The sequence below is a fragment of the Runella sp. CRIBMP genome, assembly GCF_009905605.1.
Lineage (GTDB): Bacteria > Bacteroidota > Bacteroidia > Cytophagales > Spirosomataceae > Runella.
In genome coordinates, this window is the sequence record NZ_JAAAKZ010000016.1 from 35019 (window position 1) to 55893 (window position 20875).

Annotated in this window: 13 protein-coding genes and 1 tRNA gene; 2 read left to right on the plus strand and 12 right to left on the minus strand. The window is 46.6% G+C overall.

What is annotated here, in order from left to right:
* Positions 1–28 precede the first annotated feature (28 nt).
* The 7 genes from GVN20_RS24540 to GVN20_RS24570 form a co-directional block, all read right to left on the minus strand.
* Complete coding sequence (locus GVN20_RS24540) at positions 29–1450, minus strand: glycosyltransferase (RefSeq protein ID WP_166560888.1); 1422 nt, start codon at positions 1448–1450, stop codon at positions 29–31.
* A gap of 250 nt (positions 1451–1700) precedes the next feature.
* Entirely contained in the window at positions 1701–2165 is a 465-nt protein-coding gene (locus GVN20_RS24545) for a hypothetical protein (protein ID WP_166560889.1), read from the minus strand.
* Positions 2166–2459: 294 nt separating this feature from the next.
* Positions 2460–5225: a M14 metallopeptidase family protein gene (locus tag GVN20_RS24550; RefSeq protein WP_166560890.1), complete on the minus strand. Its 2766-nt coding sequence runs from the start codon at positions 5223–5225 to the stop codon at positions 2460–2462.
* A gap of 178 nt (positions 5226–5403) precedes the next feature.
* On the minus strand, positions 5404–5766 hold the full coding sequence (locus tag GVN20_RS24555; protein WP_166560891.1) for a hypothetical protein: 363 nt from the start codon (positions 5764–5766) through the stop codon (positions 5404–5406).
* A gap of 128 nt (positions 5767–5894) precedes the next feature.
* On the minus strand, positions 5895–7547 hold the full coding sequence (locus tag GVN20_RS24560; protein WP_166560973.1) for a hypothetical protein: 1653 nt from the start codon (positions 7545–7547) through the stop codon (positions 5895–5897).
* A 107-nt stretch (positions 7548–7654) separates the two neighbouring features.
* Entirely contained in the window at positions 7655–9202 is a 1548-nt protein-coding gene (locus GVN20_RS24565; RefSeq protein WP_166560892.1) for an arylsulfatase, read from the minus strand.
* A 40-nt stretch (positions 9203–9242) separates the two neighbouring features.
* Positions 9243–10025: a sugar phosphate isomerase/epimerase gene (locus GVN20_RS24570; protein ID WP_229599179.1), complete on the minus strand. Its 783-nt coding sequence runs from the start codon at positions 10023–10025 to the stop codon at positions 9243–9245.
* Between the two features lie 225 nt (positions 10026–10250).
* Here GVN20_RS24570 and GVN20_RS24575 point away from each other — a divergent pair.
* Together GVN20_RS24575 and GVN20_RS24580 are read left to right on the plus strand one after the other, a co-directional pair.
* Positions 10251–10337: transfer RNA gene (locus GVN20_RS24575), tRNA-Ser, on the plus strand.
* Positions 10338–10544: 207 nt separating this feature from the next.
* The gene (locus GVN20_RS24580) at positions 10545–11825 is read left to right on the plus strand and encodes a phage integrase SAM-like domain-containing protein (RefSeq protein WP_166560893.1); all 1281 of its coding nucleotides are present in this window, start codon (positions 10545–10547) and stop codon (positions 11823–11825) included.
* 127 nt (positions 11826–11952) lie between these two features.
* Here GVN20_RS24580 and GVN20_RS24585 read toward each other — a convergent pair whose 3' ends face one another.
* The 5 genes from GVN20_RS24585 to GVN20_RS24605 form a co-directional block, all read right to left on the minus strand.
* Positions 11953–12423 (minus strand): hypothetical protein, encoded by a 471-nt coding sequence (locus tag GVN20_RS24585; RefSeq protein WP_166560894.1) that lies wholly within the window; start codon positions 12421–12423, stop codon positions 11953–11955.
* A 190-nt stretch (positions 12424–12613) separates the two neighbouring features.
* Positions 12614–14194, minus strand: coding sequence for an SBBP repeat-containing protein (locus tag GVN20_RS24590; protein WP_166560895.1), 1581 nt, complete (start codon positions 14192–14194; stop codon positions 12614–12616).
* A 78-nt stretch (positions 14195–14272) separates the two neighbouring features.
* Positions 14273–15685: a hypothetical protein gene (locus tag GVN20_RS24595; RefSeq protein WP_166560896.1), complete on the minus strand. Its 1413-nt coding sequence runs from the start codon at positions 15683–15685 to the stop codon at positions 14273–14275.
* 2 nt (positions 15686–15687) lie between these two features.
* Complete coding sequence (locus GVN20_RS24600) at positions 15688–19539, minus strand: tape measure protein (RefSeq protein WP_166560897.1); 3852 nt, start codon at positions 19537–19539, stop codon at positions 15688–15690.
* A 79-nt stretch (positions 19540–19618) separates the two neighbouring features.
* On the minus strand, positions 19619–20827 hold the full coding sequence (locus tag GVN20_RS24605; protein WP_166560898.1) for a tail fiber domain-containing protein: 1209 nt from the start codon (positions 20825–20827) through the stop codon (positions 19619–19621).
* Positions 20828–20875: the final 48 nt, after the last annotated feature.

Here is a 20875-nt window from a genome sequence, read left to right on the forward strand (position 1 = left end):
TTGCAAGGTTTAAGAGAAGGAAATAAAACTAGGATAAGGAAAATTGAGCTTCGGGTGAAGGAGCAGTGTGATTGGATTTTTCTGACTCGGTGTGGTCGGTTTTGTGCCAATGCATCGGGGCCAAAAAATATTCGCCGTAGGCTTTAAAGCCCGCCCCGAGGTGCAAAAACAAATACCTAAAAGTATCCCAAAAGATGCCTAAAGCCGATTGTTTTATACCAAGTTCGCGGTAGGTTTTGAAGTTAATCACCCACGAACACCCCAAATTAAAGGCCAATAATAGCCATAAACTGATGCTCATTACCGTTGTTGTGGCATACGACAAATCACTCATTATCATGTAGATGGGAATGTAAATATTAAAAAATGGAGTAAGGGACGAACTGATCATTGGCAACCAAAAACTTGACCAACCTTCAAGACCAAAACCCCGACTGAAGAGCGTGCGACGTAAATGCACCAATTGGGTGATAAACAGTCCCTTGTTCCAACGCGTCCGCTGGTTAATCCAATTGGTAGCGGAATCAGGGCAACTTTCGGTCGTTATGCTTTCCAAAAGCTGGAGTTTTACGCCCTGCTCAATGAGCCGCACGCTCAAATCCGCATCTTCCGTCACGTTGAAGGGGTCCCAGGCACCCGCTTTTTCTAACGCATTCTTGGACAAAAAGAAGGAATTACCGCCCAACCCAAAAGGCAAGCCCTGCGCCGACAACGCGCGCATGTGGCGCTCGTACCATTCGTAATATTCACCCGCAAAATGACGACTTATCCAGCTTGACGAACGGTTGAAAATGCTGATTTTGGCTTGAAAACAAGTCGTTTCTTTCGCCTCAGCCAAGGCCCATGCCGCTTTTCTGAGCTGACTAGGTTCGGGGCGGCTTTCAGCATCGTACACCGTAATATATTCTCCAGTCGCAATGGGTAAGGCGTGCAAAAGCGCCCGACCTTTGGTGTAAGGCGGCAGCGCTGGAATCAACAACACTTTAAAAAAACTGGGTAATGTAACGCTGCGAAGACTCCGACGGGTCAGTTGGTCGGTTTCTTCTACCACAATGATGACTTGCATCAAGTATTGGGGGTAGTCGAGCGCTTCAATTGAGCGTAACGTGGCGTGAATGACTTCGTCTTCGTTTTTGAGAGGCACCAAAATGGAAAAACTCGGCCACGAGGACAAGTGACCAATGAAGGCATTATCTGTTGTTGTTGGCTTCTTAAAAAAATTATTGCTGATGCGAAAGCTCAACAATAGCACATAATTTAGAAATCCTACGCCGAAAAGAGCTAATCCTACGGTAATAGGGTAATAAATTCCGGCAAATAAAAGCCCAATCCAACCCAAAAAGGCAAAGAGCCGCGTAGGCCACTGAATCCGATAAAGGGCTGATTTGGCACCAAGACGCCCAAGTTGCGTTTGGGCAAATGAATCCCTTGTTGTGTAATTTTTCTTCATCTTTTTTTTGAAGCGTTTCGTAAGTGTTTCAAATATTCGGAGGGAGCGTACAAGTCTTTCTCTGATCTCTTTATTTTTTTTAAGCCAAAGAATAAACCCATCACCACACCGAGAAAAACGGCCCCTATTATCATGTATCAGAAGTGTTTAAGCGTTTATCCTTTCCTCCATTGTTCCATCAACTGATTGTCAAGCCATTACAAAGCCTTTTGGCTTGTCTTTACCAGCAAAACCAAGGAGGAATAAATACTTAAGGAGTAAAAAGTATGGGAAGTGAAAAATGGAGCTGGCCCGCCACGGGCAGCGCAAGGGGTTTAAGTTTTGAACCCGAAACGCGACCTACCGCGTCGATGATGGATTGCTCAAAATCTCGCCCCAAAGATTGGCCAAAGGAAAGAACGTTCACCCTTCCGTTTGAATCAATGCCAAGATTTACAAACATTTTTCCCGCAATGTTGTAGGCTTTTCCCCGGGCAGGGTATGCAATACGCCCCATCAATGCTTCCGAAAATTGCCGTAGCCAGGCCTTATCGGGATAAATATCGGCAGCAGTAGCGTCGGGATTGGTGCGGGATTGGTGAGACGGCTCATAGGCCGTAAAAGCGATGATGCCGTTGGGAGGGAGGGAAGTGTATTTAATTGATTTTACTTCTTGAGAATAGACGGACAGGCAGGAGCTAACCCCTGCAAAAATTGCAAAAATGAAAGTTTTCATATGCGAGAACCGATGAGTTTAAGAATACTCAAAGGTCAGCACGCGCATCAGACGGGTGTTAGCACGGATGTTCTATTTTTTTACTCGTATGTTCCAGCTCTAAAAAATCATTTACTCTTATGTTCCAAACCTTTACTATTATGTTCCATTTGCTCATTATCAACACATTAAGTAGGCTAACAAAACTTTAAATGTTTTACCAAACAATACTTAAAGCAGGGGTGCCTAAAAAAAAGCGCTAAGCAGATATAAACTGCTTAGCGCCCAACAAGCTTAGATGATGTTTAGTTGTGGCTATGGATTCGTTGAATACAGCTGATTAAAGAGCAACTTAAACGTACCCTGCGCCTGCGCCCGGAACGTAATTTCGGGGCCAAATACGGTCAATTTCCCCGCTCCTACTGGCGCTTCAAAAGCCGTAATTCCGTCTTGTAAGTACGGCTGTCCCCACGCCCATCCGCTACGAAGCGGCTTGTTGGTTGAGAACCAAAGCAACGGCTTAACTTGTCCTTTGGCGATAGCATCAGGCGCTAATTTGAATACTGGACTTGAATCAAAATACACGTCACTTTGTGAGGCCATTCCCCAAGTAGCGCTCTGGGTTGAGTCAAGCGTTACGCGCAAAATACTGCCCGGAATATAATATTTTTCGGCAGGCAATGGGCGCTCCGTTCCAGCATTGGTCATTTCAACAAGGGCATTCCGAACGGGGAGCCCGAGGTGATACGCTAAGTTGGCACTGCTCCCGATGGTTACTACCTTGCCGCCCTCTTCCAAAAACTTCTTAATCTGGGGAATAGATTTATCGGCCGTAATTCGACCCAACCACGGGCGGAACGAATCAGGAATTTCTTCTACTTTCGGCTCTCTGCCTCCAAATCCACCATACTCACCTTCTGCACGCCCCGTAGTTGCGGCAGGGATGGCCCGAGTTACAAAGATAATCACGTCGTATTTTTTCTTTAAGTCGCCCGCGTCAATGGCCTGAGAGTAGAGGACATCGATTGGAAAATGGTACTGCTCCATCAACAACCGCACCCAGCCCGAAGGCATCGAGCCGCCGTAGGTATCCCAAAGCGCAATGCGCATCGGCGCTACTTTCACCATGGTGCCTGTAGGTTTTTTGGCCACGCCCGTGGCTATAATGCCCAAGTCTTTAGCGGCTTTTTCCAACAAAGATTTTGCTTTTGCAGAGGCTGGTACGTAAAAAGCCCCCGCCTCTGCGGTACCGATTCCTTGCGGTATTCTAAAGACTGGAATGCCCGCGCCCAACAAATCATTGACCGCGATAAAAGAGTTATTGGCGCGGCTACTCAACGTATATCCTGCGGGAGCCGAGGCGTCGATTTTACCCGACGGAGTTTGTAATTCACCATAAGGGATACGCTCAAACGGGCCGTCGAAAGCATTCAGTAAGCGGTCAAACTGCACGCCCATTTGGTAGGCCAATGTCCAGCCAGCCGCATCATAAGGCCGCGTTGGAGGGCCACCCGGATATGGGAAGTCATTGGGGTGATCTTGTGGCTCAAACATATCCAATACGTGTGGACGGAACGACTGGGCCGTTTTGACGATAAACGAACCTGCGGGGTATTTTTTGCCGGCAACCGTAAATTCAGCCGTGGCTTTGTGTACCAAAATTCCCGTACGAATCAGCGCGTTCACAAACTTCGTAGCGGTGGCAAAATCTGGCTGGTTGGCCGAGATAATATAGCCGCGCGCGTCACGTCCGTTGGTATCTTTCAACACCATATCGTAGTATTTTGTCGGAATTCCGCCTCTCATACCAAATGGGTCCGGGGCTGGCGTACCTGATTCAGGCTGAGCACTTTTGTCATTTTTTTGCGCGGCAACAATCGCATCTGAGCGTTTGGGAGAAAGCGTCCAATAATCTTTGCTTCCGCGCTCAATGGAGTTTTTACCCATAACGTAAATATTATACAACAACTCATCATGGTGACGAGCGGCATAGTCTAGCACGGCGTAATTACACGATACCGAGTAGTCGATTGACTGCTTAAAATACCATTTTTGAGGGGTAACTGGAAAAGGAGTATTTCCGTTGGGAATCAAACGATTGGGCACCAAAGGAACGGTTTCGGGCGTAGGCCCACCGATAATTTCGGTCAACAATCCGATTTGGTTGTGGAAGTGTGTAGTGGTACGCAAACCACCGTTATACCAAGTCGAGAACACCGAGCCGCCCAAACGCGTAAACCCGGGTTTTTCTTCGGCAATGAGGCGGTTGATCATGGCCGCTCCGAGGGCGTCAATGCCCGTAATCATCAACGGGTGAAATACGTAGTTGAATGGGTCACGGTACGGAGGTCCCGCCAAAACCGACCCTGCTGGACCGCGTTGGTGATGGTTGTACATAATCTGCGGAATCCAGTCTATAAACAACTGACGACCTACATTTTGGGTTTCTTTCAATTGCAGCATGAAGAAATCGCGGTTGTTGTCGTGACCAGCATATTTCTGATACAACTTAGGCAAATGGTCTAATGTGCGTTTTTCAGCGGTTGGATTACGCATGTACCAGTTGGCCACCAATTCCTGCCCATCGGGGTTGATGTGCGTCAGGAGAATGACCACGTTGTCCAAAATACGCGTTACTTCGGCGTCTTTGCGGCTCACAAGCTGATAAGCGGTTTCGATGAGTTGCATCCACGCCACGGTTTCGTTGGAGTGAATACCGCCGTCAATCCACACCACGGCCTTACCTTCTTCGGCCATGGCTTTGGCCTGCGCGTCGGTGAGTCCTTCAGCCCGGGCGAGTTTGGTCGAAATCTCCTGATAACGAGCCAGTTTTTTGTGGTTATCGGGCGAGGTAATAATCATCATCGGCTGGTCACGGCCTTCTTCGGTCTTGCCGATTGAAAGCAGTTTTACCCGGTCAGAGGTCGCCAATTTCTTGAAATACTCTTCAGTTTGGGTAAAATTGGCGAGCATGTAATCATCGCCGACATTAAACCCAAAATGCTCCTTAGGGGAAGGAATTTGTGCCCATACGATGTTGCACAAAAGTAAGATGATAAAAAGTGGGAGTAGTTTTCTCATTCAGGTTTCAGTTTGTTGTGACAGTAGTTAACGTATTATCTAATTTACCGTACAAAGTAAAAAGAAAATGGGGGAAATTGAATGCTATCGGGGGCGTGTGGAGGTCTTTTGATGATAAAAAGCGGTTATTTTGCGATAAAATTGGGGAGTTTTTTTTAGTTATTATGAGAAATAGATTCTACCAACTACCTTCTTTCTTCATAGCCAAGTAAGTCCAAACCCCACCCAAAAAATCAAAGGCTGCAAAGGTGAGCATTACTGGTTCCATCATTTGTAGATAAACAAATCCAGAAAAGAAAAAAATAATACTGCAACGAATGCATACCGTGACTTTGAAAATAACAGGCAGATTGTGTTTTGCGGCAACGATATAATACACTGATAACGCCATTAATAAAATCCCAGATAATCGTATCCAAACTTCACTGGTATTAGCCACACCAATTACGGTAAGAAAAAGATTAGGTATAATCAAGAGCGTTGCGCCTACGAGCGTAAGGTAAACACCAAATACCAGCACACTTTTAGCGGAATGAGTCATTTGATTTATTTGTTTGGTCTGAATAATCATTAGGTAAACCTACATAAGATAAAAAAATATTCTGGTAGTATTCAATGAGTGGGGGGGTAAAATACTATAAACTATTTGCAAACATCTACTGCATAATATCACTGACCGGTGTTAACCTTTACATCCCGGAACATAAACGGATTATCACTGATTCGTAGTGCTTTTCCACTAACAGCCGTTATATTCTTGATAATGACCTCCTTCGTTTTAACATAAGGAAATTTTTCTTGGTAGGAATTGTCCGTCATTTGTGGGTTAAAATTTGCAAAAATGGCAGGCCCTTGGTAATTTTCTGGATGCTGGGAGTCGTCGATACGCAGATTTTCAATGGTGATTTTTTCGGGCATGTAGCACGTGTAGCCGAAATCATGCTGACCAGAATAGGAACCACTTATTAGGCTGGCACTTATTGATTTTCCTCCCGCTGGCACAAAAACACAGTTGCGAATGATCAACTCTCCCTGCCATGTACTGCCGTAGTCGGGGCGCAGGTTAACAACGCTTCTGCCACGAATGGTAGAATTTTCCACCAATAAAACACCACTACCGATGGCATTGATTCCCATGTGTCCCAGGGTCGAGTTGCGGATGGTGGCATTGGCCACACCCTGATGGGCATCGAACCGGGAGAGGATACAATGATCATAAAGAAGATTTTTACAGAAGTTAGAACCCAAAATACCCCAGTAGGTATTGTCGTTGATGTCGTTGGTCTGACTGCAATTGACGAAGGATACGTTAAGCGCACGATTGACCGAAAGATCGTAAGAGCCCATGGACACCGGCTTTCCAGCCGCGCCAATGGTGCTATAGGTTCGGTGTCCAGTCAGGATTGTATTTTTTACGGTTACATAAGCACATTCACCGATGTTAATGAAGCCCCCGTAGGGCGCACCGTGGTCTTCTTCGCCCTTTATATAGTGTTCCAGCCCTTCTACAAGCACATTAGAGCGCCGGATGGCGAGGTTTCGGTTATAATAGGTGTATTTGGATTCGGCTTTATTAGCGATAGTAGTAAAACGTCCCCCTGTAATCTTCAACGGAGTCTCATCTATGGGTAACGCAGTGATGTCGGTGATTTGGTCAAAATCCCAAATAATCGGCGCGTTCATATCTACGTTGCCATTTTTGTCAACGACAAAGATATCGGTCTGCGAAGACCCATTGTTTTGATTGAGCCCAAACCGGATGTATTGCTTTACGTTAGCATTTGTAACCGTGATTAGGCAGGGGCTAGGTAAAGGCACATCAATTTTTTTCTGGTTCCTCTTAAGGGAAGGTATCATTTCTGGTTTAAACGGTTTGAGGGCTGAGCTTACCGTAAAAACAGCGACATTGCGATTTTGTACCTCGGTGTCGTCAATAATGAAGGCTGCCGTGCCAAAATCAGTATCCGTCTGGATGACCGCGGTGCGCTCCTTGCCTCCAATGTAATAGGTGGCTCCATTGTCGGCTTTAACCAAAAGGCCGTGCAGGTTAGCAAATGCGTGAGTCGCAGCGATGACGTCTATGTCATCTGCTTTGCCATCGCCTCTGGCGCCTAAATCACTGTAACGCACCAATTTAGCGGCTTTAAATCTACCGACATCCTTTGGGGCTACGTTTACCTGCAATTCACCTTTTTCGTTGGTAAATACCTGAGTTTTCTTCTTTTGGGATGTGATTATTACATTTTCAAACGGGCTTTTGTTCTGCCCCTGTGTCACAAATGCACAGATTAAAAAGAGGAATGTCAAGAGTATGTGCTTCATCATATGAGTGAGTGGCGTAATGCCTTTAGGGGTAATCGTTACGTTTTTGGTGTGTGAAAATTGGCTAATAAAGTCAACATAAGCTACGGAGGGTGTTTTTTCTTGCTTTACTTTTTTGCACCATTTCGGGTATAGCCGTTTTGTTGTTGTTGCCTTAATAAAGTTTGCAGATTAGCAGCAATTTTTGGATGTGTATTCATTAAATTATTAGTTTCTCCAGGGTCTTTTTCAAGGTCATACAGTTGAGCAGGCAAAGCAGGCTTTCTATCATTAGCTGGCCCTTTTGACCAGCCACCGCTGCCTGCGCCGTCAATATATTTCCATTTTCCCGACCTAATGGCAAACATTCCATCAATTGAATGATGAATAATACTGGGTCGTACGGGCTTTTTGGTGGGTGAGGTTGTCAGGAGTTTGGAGAAATCAAAACTGTCTTGGCCTGCATTTGAGGGTAGCGTCTGGTTGGTGAGGGAAGCAAAAGTAGCCATCAAATCGGTGAGGCAGAGGGTATGGGCAAGGGTACGGGTATTATGGATTGCTCGGGGCCAACTGACCAGAAATGGAACCCGATGACCGCCTTCCCAGACATCCGATTTTTGGCCTCGGTACCCATAGTTTGCCCGATGTTTAGGGAATTTCTCCTTATCTCCTGGCTTCCAGTCTGCTCCGTTGTCGGATGTGAAGATGACAAGGGTATTTTCTTTTAACCCCAACGCTTCCAGTTTCGCCAACACCTCTCCAACCACAAAATCGGTGTGCATCACAAAGTCTCCGTAAATACCTGCGTTGGATTTTGCCCGAAACTCCTTTGACGGAACCCAAGGGGTATGCGGGCTCGTCAGTGGCAAATACAGAAAAAAGGGCTTTTTCTGCTTACTCATTTCGGTCATGTATTGCTGCGCTTTTTGCCCCAAAATATCCAACGTATTTTCTACTTTAAAGCCTTCACCTGCGGGGCCCGTCCTCCAAAACACGCCCCTCGGTTCGTTATTTCCCGCCAATTCCACGATTTCTCGTTCGGTGGGTTTGCCATTTTCGAGGTATAGATAAGGCGGTATATCCAAGGATGACGGGATAATATAGCTATAATCAAACCCCAAATCGTTGGGTCCTTGTGTCAAATCCGCCTGAATATTCAGCCCGTCTCCCGTAGGCCACGCATCGGGCTCTGAGCGCGACGGTGGCGTTGCTCCATTATGCAGAGGCCACTCAAGGCCCAAATGCCATTTACCAATCACGGCGGTTTGATAACCCGCATTTTTGAGCAAATCGGCAATGGTAAATCGTTCGTTTTCAATCAATGGTGGAGAAAATCCCCCCAATACGCCTTTCTTTAAAGGCGACCGAAAAGCGTAGCGGCCCGTCAAAAGCCCATAACGAGTCGGGGTGCACACCGACGAGCCCGAATGAGCATCGGTAAACCGGAGGCCTATCTGACTCAATTGGTTAAGATGAGGTGTCGGTATTTGCGAATCAGGGTTGTAGCACTGCAAATCACCGTAGCCCAAATCGTCGGCCAAAATAACAATGATATTTGGTGGAGGAGAAGTCGAAACCTCACCTTTTTTGATTTCATTACCCGAAAAGTAAGACTTAAAACCCAAAAGGCCTATCAAAACCCAACTGCTAATAAAAAGGGATGTTCTGAGTTTCATCTTGAAATTAGAGTATTAATGTGAATAAATTTAGCCTGTTTCAGGCGTCTGCCCAAGTCTGGCGGGCAAAGGTTACGCTTGCTTGGATGCCTTCTTTGCCTTTGTTGGCCCACTCTTCCAAACAAAGCCATCCGTCAAAATTTTTGGATTTTAGGTAACGAAATATCTCCTCAAAAGGAACGATTCCAGTCCCTAGCGCAACGGGTTGCAATTGTCCAAATGTGGCAGTTTCGGCTACATGAATGGTCAATACTTTATCAAAAACGGCGTCGAGGATTTCGATGGTATCTGCGTACCCTGCGGCTAAAATATTGGCGGTATCAAAATTAATCCCGACCGACGTTTCGCGCAGGCCTTCGGCAATCTGCAAAAAAATGGCGGGAGGATGGCTAAAGTCGATATACTCCCACACGCCGGGCTTTGCGTGGTTTTCGTACACGAGCCTGATGCCGTATTTGTCGGCCACGGGTGCGGCCTTTTTTAGGTATTCGATGACCCACCGTATGCCCTCATCCTCGCGGGTACTGGGATGCGCCTGCCCGGCGGTTACGCGTACGAATTTTGCCCCTAAGGCCGAGGCCAACGCGATGTCGTGCACCAAAAAATCAAACTCCCGCTCTCGTTGCAAATACTCCGGGTGCGTAAAATCGGGGTAAGTCGTCACCATGATCAGCGGGATACCTTCCTGAGCAATCTCATTTTTTAGCTGAGCAATATACTTGGGCGTATGGTTTTTGATTAAAGTACTACCCAAATCAAAACCGTCAAGGCCCAGATTTTTGCAGAGGTGGGCATATTCTGAGATGGTCATTTCATTATTCATGATAGCCGCGAATAATGACACCGATAAGCAGCTCATTTTCATTCCAATACGTTCATTAAAAAAGTGAATTCAACAAAGAAATCCAATTCACGCGCCTAAATACTCATTGAAACACAAATCATTTGCTTTCAGCAGTGTTGATTCTTTTAGCAGATGCCCTTAAATTCTGTCGGTAATAGTTGTGTGTCCGCCTACTTTGGATTAGTTTTGCAGCCTGAACTAAACAGAGAGGTGTCCGAGTGGTTGAAGGAGCACGCCTGGAAAGTGTGTATACGGGCAACCGTATCGAGAGTTCGAATCTCTTCCTCTCTGCTGGAACCCATTGAATACGAGGCCATCGCTTAATTTAAAGCGGTGGTTTTCTGTTTGTTATGGATTGTAGGACAATCTACTGACGTAGGGTTACGTTTACGATTACGGCAAAACTTGGCGATTACGCCACTCTTCTACGCCGTATAATTAGCATAGTTATTGTTTAGTCTCTTCACCAATGGGTAGTGTGGCGCAAGCTCACTACTTATGTACAATATTCAACAGATGTATATTTTGTTTTGGTTTCGTAAATCGGAAGCCAAGGTTGAAGTAATGCAAAGAAAACAGGATCCTCAGTATGATACCAAGGGCAATATTTCTTGCCGGGTAACTCTCGAAGGTGAAAGTGTAGAAATCGGCAATGTTCACATTGAATGCAGAAAGTCCAGTTGGGATGCCGAAAATCAAAGATTAATTGGCTCTGACGCCAAAACCAAAAGCCATAATAGACAGATTAATGACCTAAAAACGAAAATTGAGCGCACGTTTGGTCTACTCCAAATTGAATTTGAGTATGTATCAGCGGCGCTCGTAAAGGAGTACGTAACTGAAAAAAAGCTGTTTCGATATACCATCAGCCAATTAATCGGGGAGTATTTTAAAGATAGGCAGCTGGACGTAAAAAACAAATTGATAGTCCAAGTGACGATTGATGTTCAGGAGAATTATTCAAGAAACTTTTTGGACTACCTCGGCCATGAAAAATGGTTAAATCTGTCGCTTAGGTCGTTTGATGAAAAAGTCTTGACAGGCTTTAAAACCTACCTCCTGGTTGAGAATGGCTTTAGTTTCCCCCATACGTATAAACATTTGGTGTGGGTTAAATCTTTGTTTAAGCATTCATTAAAAAAGAGACGAATTAAGCACAATCCATTGGCTGATTGTGAAATCGGGAGCGATAATACCAAACCTGACACCACCCATTTAACAGTTGACCAACTTTCAAAGTTGGCTTGCTTTGATTTTTATGGCCTTGTAAAAAAGGGATTTATCACAGAACAAACTGCGAAAAAATGTGACCTCGAAAGGGATGCGTTTGTTTTCAATTGTTTCTCTGGAATGCACCACGTTGACTACACCAATAAAACCTTCAGGATTGAAAAATACAGAGATGACATTTTCTTAAAGGGGAGACGACAAAAGACCGACAATGATTTCATGGTTAAGTTGCTCGAACCAGCAGTAAATATTTTAGCCAAGTACGGTGGTGAGATTAAGAATCTACCCGTCAAGTCTAACCAAAAAAGGAATGACACCTTAAAACAGATTGCCGTATTTGTGGGAATCCCAGTTGTGCTTTCGACGAAAATTGCACGAAAGACATTTACAGACATCGCACTGAACGAATTGATGATGGAAATCAAGGATGTAACGGCGTGTTTGGGTCTGAAAAATGACCGATATCTGGAACATTACGGAAGAATTCGAGAAAAAAGACTTGCTGCCAAAATGATGAAGTCATGGAACGACATTATGAAATCAGCCTAAACCATCCAAAAATCAGTTAATCATTGCCACACTACCCGTGGCTACATGCGTTACCACACTTTGAAAATAGAAAACCCCCGTCGGCAGCGCCAACGGGGGTTTTTGTCAACAGCTATGAGAAAACAAATTAAACTCGAAAGACAGAACGGAGCTTTGGAAGGGATTTGGGGCGCTTTTTGAGGTATTGCACCTGAAGTATTCGCCCTTGGCTGGTACGCATCAGGGTGCTTAGCTTATCCGTTTTTCGACAATATCGCCATACACTTCGCCCTGCTCCCTCTCCTATCAGAAAAACAATATCGGGTTTGAAGTCCCGGTTAATCGCTTTGACGGGGTAAATGTGGGCAATGTCACCGTCGCTTTTGACGGACAGACTTTTGGCGGTCAGCGTAAAAACTTTGTCAATGTGAGCGGTGTGGGTCAACATAAACACTTCCAACGTGGTGTCAACGGCCACGGATGCGATGCAGAACGTAGACTCATACTTGAGTAATTCTTTTTCGGTGGTCTGATTTTCCTCTAAAGAAGGGGTTTGGGATTGGGCCAGCGGTGCTGATAACAGCAGCGCAATGGCGAAACCTGCTAAGATTCTTTTCATGATTGAATAAGTTGGTTAAAAAATGTGAACCAAACCTATTCTGAAAAGCATCCTAAAAACAGGACACAAATTTAAACATTTGCAACTGTGTGGTACCTCCAACGGCAGTATTTAAATTACTGAGCTGTATTTTGACTCAGCCTACCATGATGAAAACGACGCGCTGGGGGACATGGTGTTTGGGAAGTAATTAAAACTCGCTGTCAAGTTTTATAACATAAAAGTTGTTATATCCTGATGTCGAATAAAAAGTACTCCCAAAAGCAGCTTTGCCAGAGTAAGTTCCTGTTACAAACACATTTCCGTTCTTACTTACATCGACTCCATAAGCTTCATCACTCAACTTTCCGCCGATAGACTGTACCCATTCAAATTCCCCAATACTGCTACATTTAGCTACGAAGGCATCAAAAGCTCCTGAAGAGATTTTAGATATACTGCCAAATTTGACAGTGTTCATAAAAATACCTGCAATATATATATTCCCTGTAGTGTCTAATTTCATGCGATAGGTGTGTTCACTTTTAGCGCCACCTGCAGTTTGTACCCATGAAAGTAGATAGTTAGCCATATCGTATTTGGCAATAAATATATCATTTTCCCCGCTGGAAGATTTTGAAACTATTCCGGATACAGGTTTTGAAATTGGGCCGAATACCGGGTTTCCAAAGGAAACAGTACCTGAAAAACTACCTGATATATAAATGATATAATTTCCGTCTACTTGTATATTATATCCAACATCATCGCCTGCTCCACCGGCAAATTGTAATAACCCCATGATTCCGTTCGGAGAATATCTGGCAAAAAAAATATCTCTGTAACCTGATGAAATAATGGAATTGCCTCCAATATTGGTAGTGCCATCAAAACTGCCAACGATATATACATTCTCGTTACTATCCAATGTAATTCCATGGCCATAATCATTTCCTGCTCCACCCCCAGATTTTACCCAAAGTAAATTACCATTGGTATCGTACTTGGCTAAAAAGAAGTCACTTTGGCCGGATGATGTAATCGTTGAGGTTTCAAAAGTAGCGGTAGTATAATAATTCCCTGTAAGGTAGACATTACCTTGACTGTCTGCTACTATACTTCGGCTGTAATCATATCCAGTTGTACTGTTTGAACCAGCAGAACGTACCCATTGAAATTGTCCGTTGTTGGTATACTTGGCAATAAAAATATCATGCCCTCCTAATGACGTCACTGTGGCAGTACCAAAACTGGCGTTTCCACCATAGGTTCCCACAATATATATGTTGCCATTTTTATCCAACGTTAGTTGAGATCCTGAAATAGTAGCGTTTGCTTTGGCCATTTTTACCCACTTTACACGGCTGTTTTTACCGTATTTTGCGATAAACATCCCGGTGCTGTCGGTGCCATTTCCTGATGAAATGGTAATTGTATCGAAGGTCGCATTTCCTTTGAAAAAGCCTGTGACGTAAACATTGCTGCTATCATCCAATGCAATCCCATACCCTATACTTTGTCCTGTTCCATTGATAAAAGCGAAACCTGAAATATTTGGAGTTAGATCACCGGGTTGTTTGTAACTGCAATTCCATTTACCTGCGGTATAAACCCGTAGGCAGTTAAATGTAGTATCATAGACCATATCTCCAGTTTGGGGGCTGGGGATAGACAAAATAGCATCATAGCTTTGCCGTGGGGGTGAAAAAACAGAGGGAGAAATAGTGGTGTTTTGTGCTTTTACACTTCCAAATAACATGAACACCAAAACAAAATGCAGGGTAGCTTTCATTGATGTAATTTAATACTCGTTCAATATTAGAACTTAATAAGGGTTTTACCAATTTGCGCTAATAATTTAATTAGGCATTTACCGCATCCACATCTCTAATTCCGTTGGCCCGGCCAAAGGCAGATTGATGCGCTGATTGCCGATGAGGTAGTCGCGTCCCTGCACGTGTACGGTCATGGTTTGGCCTGCTCGTTGGTGCATATCAATCAGGGCAATGTCGGTGGCGGTGAGATTGCCGGGCAATACGCGCCTCGAGGTTCGGCCTCGGAAGGTCTCAAACTGTTTCCAATAATGATCCACGAGGTTGTTGGTGCCGTGCCAGGCTAGGCGTCGGGGACCGATGTAATTGGACGCAAACGGAATACCGCCAACCATGCCGTGCCAAAACAGCAATCGGGGCGCAAATTTGTTATTGCGTTGGTTGTTGATGGTCGTGATGCCAGGCTGCTCCACGATGGGCAGGCCTGCGCCCGTGACGTCGGTGGTGCTAAAACGCGTTTTGACGGGGAAGAGCAGCTCACTGCCGGGCGTGTTGTATTTTTCATAATCGGCGGGCCGTACCTTCATGCGCCCGTCGCCTGAATCCACCTCCCAATCCAGCTCCAGCCGCGTGGCCATCTCGGGGGAGCGGGCCGCAATGACCCCAAATTTTTTGGACCAATTCAATACCGTCGGCTGCTGCAGTAATTCATCCGCATAGCGCATGGTGAGCGTACGCGTGCGCACGTCGAAAAACAGCCCAAGGTTAAACAGCTTGCGGAGTTCTTTGAGCAGGTCGGGAATGGTGATAGCGGGCAGGTGGTTGCGGTACTGAATGACGGTATCGGTCGGCTCCACGGCAAAGGTATTGTAAAGCACGAGCCGTTGCATAATCACATCATCCACAAACTCACCCTTTATCGTGAAATTGCATATATCTTCAATTTTCCCTAACAACCACCGCAGGTACATCATCGGCACTTTGGGGGTGCTGGCCGTATAGCCCGATGTATATTCATTCATGTATCCACCAAAACCCACGGGCGGAGCGGTACCGTAGTAGCCCGCATTCTGAACCATGGGCAGGCAGTAGGCATCGGTGAGGTGATTGGCCGCTGCCGTAAAAGTGACGGGCTTGGCCACGCTGCCGAAATCAATATCCGACAAAAGTACTTTCTGATAATCGCCAAAGACTTCGCCCAAGTTTTGGGTGTACATTACTTTGTAGCCATCGGCGGCCACTTCCCTCAGGGTGATGTAGCCACGCTCGATGAGCTCACCGTCGGCGTACTGTTCGCAGTACAAATCTTCGGTCGGGAAAGCGGCCTGAGGCTTATAATACCAGTTAAAAAACTTGTTGTTTTTGGGCGAAAATGGCACCACAAAATCCAATACCCTAGCCCCCTGAATCACGTCAAAATCCAGTACAGGATTGAAGCGGTTGAGGGTGATGGTTTTGTTGGGTTGCAGGTCAATGGCCTGCCCTTCGAGACGAATTTGAAAGCTACTCATAATTACAAATCAGATTTGGCAATGGCGGCGGCGGCCGACGAAAACGCGCCTTGGATTTCGTGCAGGCTGGGGCCGCTTGGTTTGTTTTTGATGTCGTTCAATAATCCCGAATGCGTTCGCAGTTCGCTGCCGTTTTGGCTCGTGGCTGCAAGGAGCAGGGAGAGTTTGCCGTTAGATTTTTTCAATTCTTCCAACATATCCTTTTGCATCTGCGTGTTTTCGGCAATCATGGCCTTGGTATCGCCCTGGTCGGGTACGCTCTCCACGTCGCCATCGGCGGGGGCGGGTGCAGGCTCATCGTAGGTGGGGCGCTGCGGCTCGGAGTAGCCGCCGCCGTTGTTATCGTCCATGCCTCCGTACTGAAACATCCGCCCGCCATTGCGAAACATGAACGGCGTTTGGGCTACCGACACCACGCCACCGTCGCGCAGGGTGATGGGCGCGCCGTTTTTGTGCAGGCTGGAGTGCAGCAGTCGGTCAATGACGGGTCGGTTGTTTTTGTAGGTATTCCTGGACAAAATCATAAACGGCTCTCCGCCTTCCATTTCGCCAATTTCGCGGCCCGAGCTGCGATCGATCAGAGAGATACCAGAGTCGCCGTACTTGAGTCCGTGCCTTGGGCCTTGGGGGACACCCGCATTGCGCACGTAGCCGTTGGCGGCCTGAAACACCCCACCCTTTTCGCCCGAGAACTGCTGGCGTTTTATAGCGGCTATCTGCAAGCCCGTGGCCACGGCCGTAGCAGCCGCAAAAACGAGGTTGACGGGGAAGAAACCCGAGGCCAACGCTTTCACAAAGGCCATCCCACCGCTGATGAGCGCCATCGCAATCTGCAACTTTTTATCCCGCTCGAAGGCCGCTTTTTGGGCTTCCTTCAGTTTATTGTCGGCATTTTTGTTGATGCTCGTTACGCCTTTTTCGTACTCATCTTTGGAGATAAGGCCCTTCTTGTATTTTTCCTCCCATGCCTTGAGCTGCGTATCCTTCTCCTTTTTGATGTTGGCTTCCTGCTTTTTTAGGTAGCCTTCATTGAGCTTCTGGAGGGCGGCTACACCCTGCTGGGCAATCTGCCCCACCTGCTCGGTGGTTTTGGAAAATTGTTGAAAACGCTCCGAATTAAATACCGTATCGTTCTTGGTTTTTTGGGCCAAAAACTGCGTAAAGGCCGTAAAATCGCCTTTCATAATGCCGCGCAGGGCATCCGAAAATTTGACGTTATCGGCCTGCCGGGCGGTGTTGGCGGTCTGCTCCTCCCGTACTTTATCGTTGAGGTACTTTTGAAAACCCGCGTAGTCGCCATCTTGGGCTTTTTTCATCCAGCCCAAAAACTCCTCATTGTCCTTTTTGCGTTTGGCGGTGGCCTCTTCCTGCAGCTTTACTTTGTCGGCTTGCAGCTTGGCTTCGTTTTGCTGAAGCTGAGACGTGAGCGACGCATCAATGGCCTTGATGGCCGTGGCGCGTTTGTCGGTATCCTGAATGCTCTCGGTGATACGTTTCTTTTCGGCTTCCGCTTCATTTTTGAGCTTCTGGTCCTTGTACCTGTTCTCGGCTTCGAGCAGTTGGAGTTTGGCGTCGTGCTGGGCCTGCGCGTTGTTTTTAGTGAGCGAAAGCGAAAGTTTGGCGTTTTCGATTTCGGCCTTAAATCCTACATCCAAGAGTAGTTGATCCTCTTTCCGTTTTTTATCGCGGGCCGCCGCTTCATCCGCCTCTTTTTTCTTGGCGGCGGCGGCTTCGTCGGCCTCCTTTTTCTTGGCGGCCGCTTCCTCTTTTTTGGTGGCATCGTCCTTGATTTTGTCAATTTTGGCCTGATGCGTCTGCTCCAGTACTTCGAGCTGTTGTTTTTTGAGGGTCTCGGCGGCCTTGGTATCGTTGATGCGCTGCACCTCCCGTTTGTACTTCAGCTCCTCAGCGGCCAGGGCGCGTTCCAAGTCATTTTTGATGAGCGACACCCGCCCGTCTTCGATGGCTTTGTTGGCATTGGCATCAGCGGTTTCGCGGTCTTTGGCGTCTTTTTCGACGGCTTTTTTGGCCGATGCCGACACTTTCCCCTGATTGGCCGTTTTGTGTTTTACGACCTCATCGTCAGATTTTTTGTCCAAATCGCGCAGCTCGGTGCGGGTTTTGAGATTGAGGGCCTTGAGCTGTTTGTCGCGCTCGGTTTCATCCTTGATATTTTCCAGAATGTAGGCTTTGCGCGCGGTGTGCTCGGCTTTGATGGCATCGCCTTTGGTCTTGGTGACGGCTGCCGTGTGGGTGGTTTCGAGCTTGGCCAGCTCGGCCGCTTTGGCGGTGGCATCCTTAAAAGTCTTATCAATGCGGGCTTTTTCGGCGGCGTATTTGGCGTTTTCGGAGGCAATGGACCTATCTTGTACGTCTTTGATTTTGTTGATTTGAACCTCGGCCACGTTTTTGGTCCAGCTGTTGCCGATCGATTTGAAGTTTTTGTCGGCATTGGCCAACATATTATCGAAGGTCGCCGCAGGGTTGATTTTAAAATCTGCCCCGAAGAAGTTAAGCACTTCTTTGCCTTTGTTGACCAAGGCCGCCAAACCATCGTAGGCAAAGCCAACAACGGTAACTAAGGTTCGGAATGGAATGGTGGCGGCATTGATTACCAGCCCCAATGCGGTCATTACATCACGGACACTGACGCTAACGTCGTTAAATTCAAACAGTACCGAGATGGCTCGTTTATAGCTTTCCCACACACTGCCGAGGATTTCGGCGATATTTTCAAAGACAATGGCGACTGGCTCGGAGTTTTCGACCACCGATTTGATGATTTCAATGCCCGAATTCATGGCATCCATCACGCCCAGGAATACGGGCTTGAGCACGTCGCCCAGGATGATTTTGAGCGCGTCGTAATTATCTCCAAGGTTAGATAGTTTTCCCTCCAGTGTGCCAGAGATAGCGGCCATCCCGCCCATGATCCCCTGCAATTCGCCAAAGCTGAGCAGGGCTTCTTGGATGGCTTCGGGGGTATTGGCGATGGTTTTCTGTACGCCTTTGAAAGACAGCTCTACCTGCTCACCGTTTTTGGAGGCTTGGATACCAAATTCTTTGAGGCGCTCAAATTCGCCAGTGGTAGCATCCAGAATGGCCTCCGTGAGTTGGTCGAAGGATTTGCCTTGAGAGGCGGCAATATCGCCCATCTTGGTCATTTCGGCCATGGTAGGCTGCAAGCCCCGGTTGACGTACTTGACGTAGCTTTCGGTCAGCTCATCGACGGTAAAGGGCGTAGTGGCGGCGAGGGTTTTGATATCGTCCATGGCCTTGGTAGCCGCTTCTTGTGTACCCAAGGCATTTTTCAGCACCGCTTCGTAGCGTTCAAATTTCCCTGCCGTTTCAAAGATTTCTTTCCCGAAATCAATCATGCTGCCGATGGCACCCGTGATGGCTTCGACGGTGAAAGCGGCGGCAAAGTTGGCTTTGAAAGACGTCCAGAAGCCGTTTTGCTCTTCGCCTTCGCCCTTGATGCGCTTCATGGCCTCGCGGGTACCGTCGATTTTTTCATCGACTTCACTGAAGTCTTTCAGCTTGTCAATCCATTCTTCACTGCCTACTTTGAGGTTTCCGAGTTCGCGGTTGAGCTGACGGCTACGGGCGGTGAGCTCGTTCATCGACGCATCGTTGAGGTCGATGTTGCGGGTCATCTCCTTGATTTCGTCGTTGACGTCCTTCTGAAGGCGTTTTAATTCCTTCCACGTCTCACTCCCTTTTTCTCCGTTTAGCTCCAAAAGGCGCATTTCGGAGTTGATTTCTTTCAGGCCTTTTTGGAGGCCGTCGATGGTTTCGGCCGACTCATCCCCCAGGATTTCGAGCCTGAGCCGGGCTACTTCTTCTAATGTCATGGCTGTATACGCAAAAAAGGTACGATGCCAATTTGCACCGTACCTTTCAGGTATAACAGGACAGGAAAAAGGGGAAATGCTACCTCTTAGCGGCCTCGGAATCGTTCATTTTTGCTTCGGTTTTGGCGGTTTCCATTTCCGTCATTCGTTGGGCCAGCGCAGCCAGCTGTTTTTTCAAATCGTTGATTTCAGACTGCTGTTCATCATTCTGCTGTTTTAATTCCTTGGCGGCATTGACCAATGGCATCACAAAATCAGAGTAGGCCAGTGAATACATGCCATCATCGGATTTCTTTAAGCCACTGAAGGGCACATTCAACTCTTTCATAACGGCTTCAATATCTTGTGCAACAAAACCATCATGACGCACATGGGTATTATCTGACTTGTAACTGTAAGAAACGGTTTGGAGTTTGTTGATAAAGTCTAACCCCAAACGAGAAGTATAAATGATATTTTCTTTTAAACGACGGTCAGAGGGATAAGTATAAGCCACTTGCCCTTCAATAACAGTTACTTGGGCATTTCCAAGGCGTATTTTATTAGAAGCGTTAACGGAGGCTAGGTATCCAAGGGCTGTTGCATTGTTTAGATTAGAAGAATTGGCATTAGCCTGAGTACCAATGAATGTATTATTCCTTCCAGTAGAATTTGAGAGTCCAGCGCTAATTCCCAAAGCAGTATTACTGTAGCCTGTCGTGTTGTTAATTAGCGAGGTAGCTCCAATGGCCGTGTTTTGAGTCCCCGTCGTGTTGTTGTACAGTGCATAGTTTCCATAGGCAGTGTTTTCATAGCCTATCGTGTTGCTTTGCAGCGCTTCGGCACCATAGGCTGTGTTATAATAGCCCGTCGTATTGCTTTGCAGAGCTTTGGATCCATTCGCGGTGTTTTCATAGCCCGTCGTATTGCTTTGTAGCGCATAAATTCCAGTCGCCGTATTGTAAACTCCACTCGTGTTGCTTACTAGGGCAGATTCTCCGTGGCCCGTGTTGTAACTGCCTGTCGTATTGTTTCTCAGTACAGAGGCCCCTGTAGCTGTATTTTTAACGCCTATCGTGTTGAAAACAAGCGCTCCGGATCCAATGGCGGTATTACTATTACCTGTTGTATTGGCTTTAAGAGTAGATGGCCCTAAAGCAACGTTCGTTGTATCCGCCGAGGGATTACTTTTGCTCTGTAACCCCTTAGGTGTAATAAGTATTGAACCATGGGCATTGGATTGGGTAGAAATTTGACCCATGCTGTACAAACTGCACATTAACATAGATAAAATAAGACTCTTTTTCATGGTTTACTAAGTTCCTGCTCCCTACCAAGGAATAATTAGTTGGGGTAT

Excerpts from the sequence above, each read along its gene's own strand:
- GVN20_RS24540 (WP_166560888.1), bottom strand. The coding sequence starts at position 1,450 with ATGAAGAAAAATTACACAACAAGGGATTCATTTGCCCAAACGCAACTT.
- GVN20_RS24545 (WP_166560889.1), bottom strand. The coding sequence starts at position 2,165 with ATGAAAACTTTCATTTTTGCAATTTTTGCAGGGGTTAGCTCCTGCCTG.
- GVN20_RS24550 (WP_166560890.1), bottom strand. The coding sequence starts at position 5,225 with ATGAGAAAACTACTCCCACTTTTTATCATCTTACTTTTGTGCAACATC.
- GVN20_RS24555 (WP_166560891.1), bottom strand. The coding sequence starts at position 5,766 with ATGACTCATTCCGCTAAAAGTGTGCTGGTATTTGGTGTTTACCTTACG.
- GVN20_RS24560 (WP_166560973.1), bottom strand. The coding sequence starts at position 7,547 with ATGAAGCACATACTCTTGACATTCCTCTTTTTAATCTGTGCATTTGTG.
- GVN20_RS24565 (WP_166560892.1), bottom strand. The coding sequence starts at position 9,202 with ATGAAACTCAGAACATCCCTTTTTATTAGCAGTTGGGTTTTGATAGGC.
- GVN20_RS24570 (WP_229599179.1), bottom strand. The coding sequence starts at position 10,025 with ATGAATAATGAAATGACCATCTCAGAATATGCCCACCTCTGCAAAAAT.
- GVN20_RS24580 (WP_166560893.1), top strand. The coding sequence starts at position 10,545 with ATGTACAATATTCAACAGATGTATATTTTGTTTTGGTTTCGTAAATCG.
- GVN20_RS24585 (WP_166560894.1), bottom strand. The coding sequence starts at position 12,423 with ATGAAAAGAATCTTAGCAGGTTTCGCCATTGCGCTGCTGTTATCAGCA.
- GVN20_RS24590 (WP_166560895.1), bottom strand. The coding sequence starts at position 14,194 with ATGAAAGCTACCCTGCATTTTGTTTTGGTGTTCATGTTATTTGGAAGT.
- GVN20_RS24595 (WP_166560896.1), bottom strand. The coding sequence starts at position 15,685 with ATGAGTAGCTTTCAAATTCGTCTCGAAGGGCAGGCCATTGACCTGCAA.
- GVN20_RS24600 (WP_166560897.1), bottom strand. The coding sequence starts at position 19,539 with ATGACATTAGAAGAAGTAGCCCGGCTCAGGCTCGAAATCCTGGGGGAT.
- GVN20_RS24605 (WP_166560898.1), bottom strand. The coding sequence starts at position 20,827 with ATGAAAAAGAGTCTTATTTTATCTATGTTAATGTGCAGTTTGTACAGC.